The organism is Thalassolituus sp. UBA2009, from assembly GCF_002335285.1.
Classification (GTDB): Bacteria; Pseudomonadota; Gammaproteobacteria; order Pseudomonadales; family Oceanobacteraceae; genus Venatoribacter; species Venatoribacter alkanivorans.
This window is the reverse complement of the sequence record NZ_DDCJ01000078.1, coordinates 1-8245: the sequence shown is the minus strand read 5'-3', so window position 1 is coordinate 8245 and position 8245 is coordinate 1. Positions and strand designations below refer to the sequence as shown.

The 8245-nt window shown below is 53.0% G+C and carries 10 protein-coding genes; 5 read left to right on the top strand and 5 right to left on the bottom strand.

Annotation, left to right across the window (positions count from 1 at the left end):
• The 4 genes from B3P58_RS09810 to B3P58_RS09795 all read right to left on the bottom strand — a co-directional run.
• On the bottom strand, positions 1 to 220 hold a 220-nt coding region (locus tag B3P58_RS09810), incomplete at its 3' end, for a helix-turn-helix transcriptional regulator (protein ID WP_286717248.1).
• Between the two features lie 45 nt (positions 221 to 265).
• A complete protein-coding gene (locus tag B3P58_RS09805) occupies positions 266 to 682 on the bottom strand; it encodes a hypothetical protein (protein ID WP_286717246.1) in 417 nt (138 codons plus the stop codon).
• A gap of 114 nt (positions 683 to 796) precedes the next feature.
• A complete protein-coding gene (locus B3P58_RS09800; protein WP_286717244.1) occupies positions 797 to 1075 on the bottom strand; it encodes a hypothetical protein in 279 nt (92 codons plus the stop codon).
• A 10-nt stretch (positions 1076 to 1085) separates the two neighbouring features.
• Positions 1086 to 1322: a helix-turn-helix transcriptional regulator gene (locus B3P58_RS09795; protein ID WP_286717242.1), complete on the bottom strand. Its 237-nt coding sequence runs from the start codon at positions 1320 to 1322 to the stop codon at positions 1086 to 1088.
• A 168-nt stretch (positions 1323 to 1490) separates the two neighbouring features.
• Between B3P58_RS09795 and B3P58_RS09790 the strand changes: the two genes are divergently transcribed.
• From B3P58_RS09790 to B3P58_RS09770, 5 genes are read left to right on the top strand one after another with little or no spacing between them, the layout of a single operon-like run.
• On the top strand, positions 1491 to 1940 hold the full coding sequence (locus B3P58_RS09790; RefSeq protein ID WP_286717240.1) for a hypothetical protein: 450 nt from the start codon (positions 1491 to 1493) through the stop codon (positions 1938 to 1940).
• A 17-nt stretch (positions 1941 to 1957) separates the two neighbouring features.
• Positions 1958 to 2485, top strand: coding sequence for a hypothetical protein (locus B3P58_RS09785; RefSeq protein ID WP_286717239.1), 528 nt, complete (start codon positions 1958 to 1960; stop codon positions 2483 to 2485).
• Positions 2482 to 3171 carry a hypothetical protein gene (locus tag B3P58_RS09780; protein WP_286717237.1) on the top strand — a complete coding sequence of 230 codons (690 nt, stop codon included), beginning with the start codon at positions 2482 to 2484 and terminating at the stop codon, positions 3169 to 3171. The genes B3P58_RS09785 and B3P58_RS09780 overlap by 4 nt, the downstream gene beginning before the upstream one ends.
• 14 nt (positions 3172 to 3185) lie before the next feature.
• Complete coding sequence (locus tag B3P58_RS09775) at positions 3186 to 3800, top strand: BRCT domain-containing protein (protein WP_286717235.1); 615 nt, start codon at positions 3186 to 3188, stop codon at positions 3798 to 3800.
• 16 nt (positions 3801 to 3816) lie between these two features.
• A complete protein-coding gene (locus B3P58_RS09770) occupies positions 3817 to 5010 on the top strand; it encodes a tyrosine-type recombinase/integrase (RefSeq protein ID WP_286717233.1) in 1194 nt (397 codons plus the stop codon).
• A gap of 280 nt (positions 5011 to 5290) precedes the next feature.
• Here B3P58_RS09770 and B3P58_RS09765 read toward each other — a convergent pair.
• Positions 5291 to 8245, bottom strand: a 2955-nt coding sequence (locus B3P58_RS09765; protein ID WP_286717231.1) for a multidrug efflux RND transporter permease subunit, incomplete at its 5' end; no start/stop codon positions are given.

Here is an 8245-nt window from a genome sequence, read left to right as displayed (position 1 = left end):
TCTGCAGGTGTGGATTCTGGTCAACAATCCACTGCTCTAAAGCGGATTCCAGCCAATCTTCACGGCCCGCTATGCTGATGCTGTGCGGCAGTTGGCCTGCAGCCCGGTGTTTATTAAACGTGGTGCGGCTCATGCCTAAAGCGGCGGCCGCTTCGCTGATGTTCATTTTTTTCTGGTGCAGAATGCCCAGGCTGACTTCTGCTTTTTGATGTGCTGCCATATGACCTCCTTGAAACCAAGCCCCCTTGATATAGGGGGCCAACTATCAGAACTTTTTGCCGTTTTTTAAGCGGCGACTTTCTGGCTTGTGGTCTTCCCGGCTGGCGTTGTATTCCAACTTTTCGAGCATCGCTCCAGCCACATCGAGTTCGAATCCACCGGCATAATCCAGAATGCGAATAAGCGCATCGGCCAGTTCCACTTCTTCCATGCTGCGATTGGGTAATTTGTCGTCTTTCAGGTTTTTGCGCACACCTTCCATGCATTCGGAAATTTCGGAATGAATCAGGCACAGCAGTTCACCTTTATTCCGTTGCACCTTTTCGCCGGTATGAATGTCGTGCCACCACCCGGCGTCTACATTGCGCTGGTGTACCAGCTTCTGAAGATCAGCCAGAGTTTTAACCAGCGTTGGCAAAACGACTTCTTGTTCAAATTCTTTCAGTGCTATTTCTGTTGTCATTTCTCACGCCCTATCAGTTGATTTATGTGTTGTTCATTACTGCAGCCAGCCTAAAAAAGTCGGCGGGCTTCCCGCCCGCCTTCGCTCAGGGTGCTGTGCGATTCGTAAAATTTTTTAGTGGATGACTGGCATCAAAAGCCCGGAAATCTTTCGGGCGCTGTCGTCGTCGATTGGCCCCAGCAGCATGGCGCCGGTATCCAGATAGGTGCCGCCGTCCAGCCGGGTAAGGCTCAGGTCAGCGGTATAAGAATTTGATATAGCGCAGGCAGAGCTGTTGTTAATGGTGATACCGAAGACATCGCCATCTACCACAACATTAACCTGCGTGTTTTTTACGGTGATAACCGCTGCCTGCTGGGCGGTGTAGCGCCGGGCTCTGATTGGCTTATCCATGCCTGCCCCCTTATTGCGCGTTCGTTTCGGATGCGGACTCTTGAACACCTGCAGGCTGAATATTCACAGCCTCCCAGGCACTAATCTGATCCTCTGTCCAGAACTCAACGGTACCTATGCGGTGCTGCGGCGGCAGGTATCCGCTATCGCTCCAGTTGTAGATAGTTTTGCGACTAATTCCCCAGCGCTTCGCCAAATCAGACGGCGAAAGGCGTGGCTTTCCAATGAATTCATGGTTTGCAGACATAGCGAACCCCTTTAAGTAAGGCGTGACTTATGAGGCGGACTGTGTACTATGTAAATTCTGAATAAACTAAGTATGAGTCCCCTTTGTTACTCAGCACTATAGAAGTCTTTAAAGTTACTCGTCAAGTACTTTTTAAGACTTTGAGTATTCAAAGGGACTTGGGGAAATATGGATAATTTTCAACAACGCATTCAATTGCTGATTGATAGGCATGGCCGCAAGGCTCTATCTGAAGCTACTGGCATATCCACAACGCAGCTTCATCGCCTACGGACTGGCTCTGATACCACCCGTGAAAACCTGATTCGCCTGTCCGATGCCACCGGCACTGAGTTCTTATGGCTTGGTAAAGGTGAAGGCCCGATGTATTCGGACGGCACCCCAGCACCCACCATGCCCACAGCACCCGCGCCTGAGTTTTCCAAAGATGAGATCGAGATTGTGGAACTATTCCGCAAAGCGGATTTGTCGCTGAAGCTGCAGGTGTTCCAGCTTCTTAAAGGCGGCAGTCCGCACCAGGGTGGCATAAGTGCTGCTGGCCACGGTACTAACATTGTGTCCAGCGGTGACGGCAGTATTGCTGCTGCCGGAAATGTGAAGAAAGGATCTGACCAGTAATATTAAGGAGGATTGGCGTGACGGATTTTACCAATATCACCGCCAGCGGCCCCAACAGCATTGCTGCCAATGGTGATGTATTTCAGGAAACACATCACCACCACGCCCAGCCACAGAAAGACCCGCTGACAACTGCACTGGAGCAACGTAACCAGGCTTATTACAGCTGGCAAGATTTTGATAAAAAACGCCGGACTGCATTGCGCAGCCGGTGGTTTAATATCTGGAATGCTGGTGCACTGTTGTCTGGCTCTGCGCTTGCCGCCGCTATTTTCTTTATCGTTTGGCCCGGATTAATCCATTATGGGTTGGTTTACTGGCTGACTCATCAAGATCACCTGATAAATAACCTGACCACCTTCAGCGGTGCGTTAGTTTTAATCCCATTTATTTCTTTGTCTTTGTGTGCCTGGCGTATTGGTATTCGCCGTCAGATAGCTCTGGAAGATGCAATTTATTTTGCCTCTCATGCCCGCGCAATGGCTGATGAATGTCACCGACTGGATGCACAGATTAAGTACTTTAAGAAACACGGATCGTTATGAAATTAACCAAAGAAAATGTAACAAGTCATTTCGAGTCGATGCTTATCCGTACTCGTAGAGATTATGTTCGCCTGAGTCAGGTTAAGTATTTAAAGACTTTTCAACATCCTGAAAATAATACTCGGTACATAGTTGACCGCTGCCAATCAGTTTACCGGGTTGGGGAAAGGATTAAGACGTTTGAACGTGAACTACCCAAATTGGTTCTGGATACACCAGTTTATTCGCCAGTAAAGTTAGAAAATCCATTTATCGTAGAAATATTAAACAACGAGATTGGTATAGATCAGTGGCAATTCAATGTTGGTTATTGCTTCAGGGAGGCACTTGGCCTGCGTTACGTACAGCGTCGCAGTACAGATAAAGAGACAAGAAAGTTAAGCACATTCTCTGAATGGTTACAGAGCCCAATATTAAAATTCTCGACAGGCGATCTTATATCTCACAAGCACGAACAGATAATGATCCAAGTCGAAGAAGGCCTTCCCTCTGGCTTTGTTGATACAACCATTGAGCATGGGATGCTGCGGTGCGCAGTTTATGAGTTTGATAGCGATAAAAGCAAATGGACTCTGAACGCCAGATACCATGGCAATCAGTTTGATTTTTTAATGGTACTTATTTTTGGTCTAAGTGAACTAAGTCGATTCACTAAATTATTAAATACTTCTCCAGAGAATGCATGAGCAGGGATTTTTTTATGGATATTTTCGCTAAGTTCAACAGAAAGGATACTCAGGATCGTCAGATAGATACTCTAATTGGCTTGAGCAAAGGGCTTACTGCTGACGGAGTAGTTAATCAGGCAGAAGCTGAGTTTCTATTAAGTTGGCTTATTCAGAATACTCAGAATGAAAGCAACAACCCTATCTTTGAAAACCTGTTAATAAAACTGACAGATATGCTAAAAGACGGTGTTCTTGATCAGGATGAATCCTCTGAGTTGCTTTCTATCTTGCGCTCACTGGCTGGCGAAAAATCAGAAATTGGTGAGCTGTCAAAGTCAGCATCACTACCCATTAATCAACCCCTTCCGGATATTACCTTTGAAGGTAATTCCTTTTTGTTCACCGGCACTTGTGCTTACGGAACCCGTAAACAATGTCAGGCTGCTGTTGAAACACTTGGTGGCATTGTGGCCAGTGGAGTTACCCGCAACCTCAACTATTTGGTTATCGGTACTTACGTCACCGATAGCTGGGCACACGAATCCTTTGGCCGGAAGATTGAAAAGGCTATGGACTACCGCAACCAAGGCTTACCCCTATCAATCATCACAGAAGAACACTGGGCTACCCAGGGAAAACTTCTGTAATTCTGCGGAGATCACCATGCGCCAGTTAATTCATATCGACAAAGCCGGGCATATTATCGGTGAGTTTCCGCACGATATTAATGCCGGTTTTCAGGATTGCCGCCGGGGGCTTCGCCGCCGCCTGGTGAATGTTAAAGAGGCCGGTCAGATGCCGCTTGATGTGGCATTAAAACTGGCCGAAGAGCGCTATAAGTTGGAAGAAAAGCGCATCCGCGAAGTGCAGTTTGTTGCCGACGAAAAGCGAAAGCAGGCTGAATACCGGCGTAAAAATATGTCGTTCTCGGATGCTGCAGACAACTGGCTGAAGCATGTGGGTGTGGTTAACTCAGAAGTAACGGTTGCGCGCTATGCGCAGACGATCCGCTTATATTTGTCTACCGTTGGCGACCACCGCCTGCGCGATTTCGGGCGTGAACATAACATCAGGTTTTTTGATGAACTGGCCAAGGTTAAAGCGGTTAACCGTGGTGACCGTACCATTTCAGCAGCAACTCAGAATATGCACATGCGTCAGCTGGCTGTGTTTCTGGGCTGGGCCAACGATAACGAACTGATCGACAAGTTACCGCGCCTGAAGAAGGCGCAGCCCAAAGTGAAAGAAATGGAAGTATTCAGCCTGCAGCACCTGGAGCAGCTGAAAAAGTGGTTGCTGTCCAATATTGAAAATTCTGCCCGGGGGCGGCCAGCCGTTAACGCCCGTAATCTGTACCGCGCTTTTATGCTGGCCACCAATGCCCTGCTGCGTAAGGGTGCCATCGGCGCATTGCCGCTATCCGGCATTGACCTGGACGCAAAGCTGGTGCGTATTCGTGATGTGCCAGAGCTGGGCTGGCAAAACAAGGCAAACCGCTGGCCGAATAAACCAATGAATGCCCGCCTGTATGAATTCCTGCGTGATGACCTTGCTGCCCGTGATCCGGCAGAGCGCTGGTATCTGGATGATGGCCGGGGCAACCCATGGTATGCCGACCCGTCACACATCAGCAAAGCCATGACCCGCGCCTGTAAAGCCGCTGGCCTGCCGGGTGGCGTGAAGCCGTTTCACTGGGGAATGCGCGCCGCGCTTATCACCTGGCTGCTGAACAACGGTGAAAGCCCGCAGAAGGTGCAGCAACTGGCCGACCATGCCAGCGTTACGACCACCATGCGCTACTTCAACACGCGAGAAGCGAGCCAGCAGGAGGCCGTCGATAGGCTGCCGGAAATCTGATTTTTATGTCAAATCCGTGTCAACTTTTCATGCACAAATAAAAACTCCTTTAGAAACAATAGCTTATTGGTGATACGCCAGCGACTCATAATCGCCAGGTCCCCGGTTCGAGCCCGGGAAGGCCCACCATTTTTTCCTTTAAAATCAAAAAATTAAAATAAATACATCCTGATGTGCGGTGATGCTCCTGATGAGCACATTTCCAGATAACCTGAGCAGACCTCTGATCAGAAAATCCCAGACTTATTCCTGAACAGTGCCCGGATCAGCAACCGACAGATCACAGGCTTTGCCCTGTCTGCGCACGTTGGTTACGTTGCGCGCGCCAGGCGCTGAAGCGTTCCTGCGTGCCAATAACAAAGACAAAGAAAGCCGGTACAAAGAACACCGCCAGCACAGTGCCACTGAGCATGCCACCGAACACTCCGGTGCCGATGGCGTGCTGGGTTTCGGCACTGGCGCCGGAGGCGAGCATCAGCGGCAGCACACCGAGGGTAAAGGCCAGCGAGGTCATCAGAATCGGACGCAGGCGCAGGCGCGCGGCGGTCACCGCTGATTCGATCAGCGATGTTCCTTCTGCATGTAACTGGCGGGCGAATTCGACGATCAGGATGGCATTCTTCGCCGACAGGCCGATGATGGTGATCATGCCAACCTTAAAGAACACGTCGTTGGGCATACCACGCAGCATCACCGCGGCCACGGCACCCAGCAGGCCGAGCGGCACCACCAGCATCACCGACAACGGAATCGACCAGCTTTCGTACAGCGCCGCCAGTACCAGAAAAACCACCAGCGCCGACAACAGCATCAGCAGCGGAGCCTGCGCCGCCGACTGGCGTTCCTGCAATGACGCCCCCGTCCAGGCTGCGGCATAGCCTTTTGGCAGCTGCGCTACCAGACGTTCCATTTCGGCCATCGCAGCACCGCTGGACACACCGGGCGCTGCACCTCCGGAAATACGTATTGCCGGAAAGCCCTGGAAGCGCAGCAACTGTTGCGCCGACTCGCTCCACACCGGCGTTACCACCTCGCGCAGCGCCACCATACCGCCACTGGTATTGCGCACGCGCAGATCAAGTACATCGTCCAGCTGCATACGAGCCGGGGCATCAGCCTGCAGGATGACCTGCTGCATACGGCCGGCATTGGGGAAATCATTGACGTACAGCGAGCCCATCGCCGCCGACAGCGTGTTGCTCACGTCAATAAAAGACAAACCCATGGCCGCGGCTTTCTGCCGGTCAATTTCAAGATGAATACTTTCACCGGGCGGCAGACCATCCGGATAAACGTCACTGACGATCCCGCTCTGTGCTGCCAGCTCCAGCAGCTGTGCCTGCGCCGCCAGCAAGGCAGCCTCGCCACGGTTAGCCCGATCCTGCAGGAACAGACTGAAACCGGAAGAGGTACCCAGCTCATCGATGGCCGGTGGCATCAGGCTCATCACCGTACCTTCGACGCTACCGGCCATAGCCTGCTGCGCCAGTTCAGCTTCTTCCGCTGCGCTAGCACCATCTCGCTGATCCCAGTCTTTGAGCATGGTGAACGCCATCGCGGCATTGGGACCGGAACCGGCAAAGCTGAAACCAAGCACCACCATGTTGGCATCGAGCGCCGGACGTGAAGCGACGTGTGCCTCATAGGCCTTCACCACCTCCAGCGTACGTTCGCTGGTAGCGCCGGTGGGCAGCTGAATGGAGGTCATAAAGTAGCCCTGATCTTCATCCGGCAGAAAGGATGAGGGCAATTGTTGAGCGGCAAGAATCAACACCATACAGAGCACGGCGAACGCCGCCATCATCCGTCCGCTGCGCCCGACCAGACGCGCCACCTGCGCACCATAGCCTGCGGTAAGACGCCCGAATCCCCGGTTAAAGGCACCGAAAAAACCGCGTTGTTCATGGTGGCCGGGGCTCACCGGACGCAATAGCGTGGCGCATAACGCTGGTGTCAGGCTTAGAGCAAGGAAGGCCGAGAACAGGATCGACACCGCCATCGACAGGGTGAACTGCTGGTAAATTACGCCGACCGAACCGCTGCCGAAGGCCATGGGAATAAATACAGCGGTGAGTACCAGCGTAATGCCGATGATTGCCCCGGTGATTTCATTCATTGCCCGCATGGTCGCCTCTTTCGGCGACAGCCCTTTAGTGGCCATCAGCCGCTCGACGTTCTCCACCACCACGATGGCGTCGTCAACGATGATGCCGATGGCCAGCACCATACCGAACATGGTCAGCGAGTTGATCGAGAACCCGGCCAGCAACATCACGGCGAAGGTGCCGAGCAGCGCAATGGGCGCGACGATGGCCGGAATCAGCGTATAGCGCAGGTTCTGCAGGAACAGGAACATCACCAGAAACACCAGCACCATGGCCTCGAACAGGGTATAGATCACCTTTTCGATGGACACTTTGACGAAAGGCGCAGTATCGAACGGTACCGAATAAGCCATGCCCGCCGGCATGCCCGGCGCCAGCTCAGCCAGACGTTCGCGCACGGCTGCAGCGGTACGCACGGCATTGGCACCTGGCGATAACTGAATAGCCGCACTGGTCGCCACCACGCCGTTTTCGCGGTTAGAAAACCCATAAGACTGCGCCCCCAGCTCAACCCGTGCTACGTCACCGAGCAGCAGTGCTGAGCCATCGCTTCCGGCACGCAGAACAATAGCCGCGAACTGCTCCGGGGCCGTCAGTTGTCCCTGCACGGTCAACGGCACGGTCAGACGCTGGCCCGGCAGTGCGGGTTCGTCGCCAATGCGTCCGGGAGCGATCTGCACATTCTGCTGCTCAATGGCCGCAGCCAGTTCGTTCATGGTCAGGCCATAGGTGCTGAGCTTATCCGGGTCGACCCAGACGCGCATGGCCTGTTCAGCACCGAACAGCTGTACCCGCCCCACACCATCGATGCGGCGCAACTCTTCGACGATATTGCGCGCCATGTAGTCGTTTAATGCGACTTCATCGAACTGGCCGCAGGGCGATGTCAGGCCGACCATCATCAGAAAGCCCGAAGACGCCGACTCGACCTGCAGCCCACTCTGTCGCACGGCTTGCGGCAGTCGCGGCTCGACAGCTTTGATGCGGTTCTGCACATCGACCTGTGCCAGTTCGGCGTCGGTGCCCGGTTTAAACGTTGCCGTGATCTGTGCACTGCCTGAAGCATCGGTGGATGACTCGAAGTACAGCAGATTCTTAACCCCCGACAGCTCGCGCTCGATCAGGCTTAC

Coding starts and splice junctions, on each gene's coding strand:
- B3P58_RS09790 (WP_286717240.1), top strand. CDS start 1,491: ATGGATAATTTTCAACAACGCATTCAATTGCTGATTGATAGGCATGGC.
- B3P58_RS09775 (WP_286717235.1), top strand. CDS start 3,186: ATGGATATTTTCGCTAAGTTCAACAGAAAGGATACTCAGGATCGTCAG.
- B3P58_RS09780 (WP_286717237.1), top strand. CDS start 2,482: ATGAAATTAACCAAAGAAAATGTAACAAGTCATTTCGAGTCGATGCTT.
- B3P58_RS09770 (WP_286717233.1), top strand. CDS start 3,817: ATGCGCCAGTTAATTCATATCGACAAAGCCGGGCATATTATCGGTGAG.
- B3P58_RS09795 (WP_286717242.1), bottom strand. CDS start 1,322: ATGTCTGCAAACCATGAATTCATTGGAAAGCCACGCCTTTCGCCGTCT.
- B3P58_RS09805 (WP_286717246.1), bottom strand. CDS start 682: ATGACAACAGAAATAGCACTGAAAGAATTTGAACAAGAAGTCGTTTTG.
- B3P58_RS09800 (WP_286717244.1), bottom strand. CDS start 1,075: ATGGATAAGCCAATCAGAGCCCGGCGCTACACCGCCCAGCAGGCAGCG.